Origin of the sequence: Cellulomonas sp. GbtcB1, assembly GCF_019091725.1 — a bacterium.
In the GTDB taxonomy this organism is placed as follows: Bacteria; Actinomycetota; Actinomycetes; order Actinomycetales; family Cellulomonadaceae; genus Cellulomonas.
This window is the reverse complement of sequence record NZ_JAGXJG010000254.1, coordinates 1-271: the sequence shown is the minus strand read 5'-3', so window position 1 is coordinate 271 and position 271 is coordinate 1. Positions and strand designations below refer to the sequence as shown.

1 protein-coding gene is annotated in these 271 nt (G+C 73.4%); it reads right to left on the bottom strand.

The annotated features are described in order from the left end of the window. A partial coding sequence (locus tag KVT14_RS20405; protein ID WP_217617301.1) for a Cache 3/Cache 2 fusion domain-containing protein occupies positions 1–271 on the bottom strand: 271 nt, incomplete at both ends.

Below are 271 nucleotides of genomic sequence, written 5' to 3'. Positions count from 1 at the left end.
CGACCTGCAGCCGGGGCAGGTCGACCTCCTCCGTGGCGCCGGTCGTCTGGTCGGTGACGGCCCAGTGCTCGGAGCCGTCGAACGTCAGGGCGCCCGCCTGCGCGAACGTCTCCTGGGCGACCCGGAGGCCCGAGGCCATCCGGTCGGTGACGGTGGCGACCTGGGTCTCGACCATCGTCACCGCCTGCTGGGTGGTCTGGGTGATCGAGTCGCGCATGAGGCGGTCGACGTCGTCGCCCGCCTGGGAGGCCAGGCCGGTCACCTGCCAGCC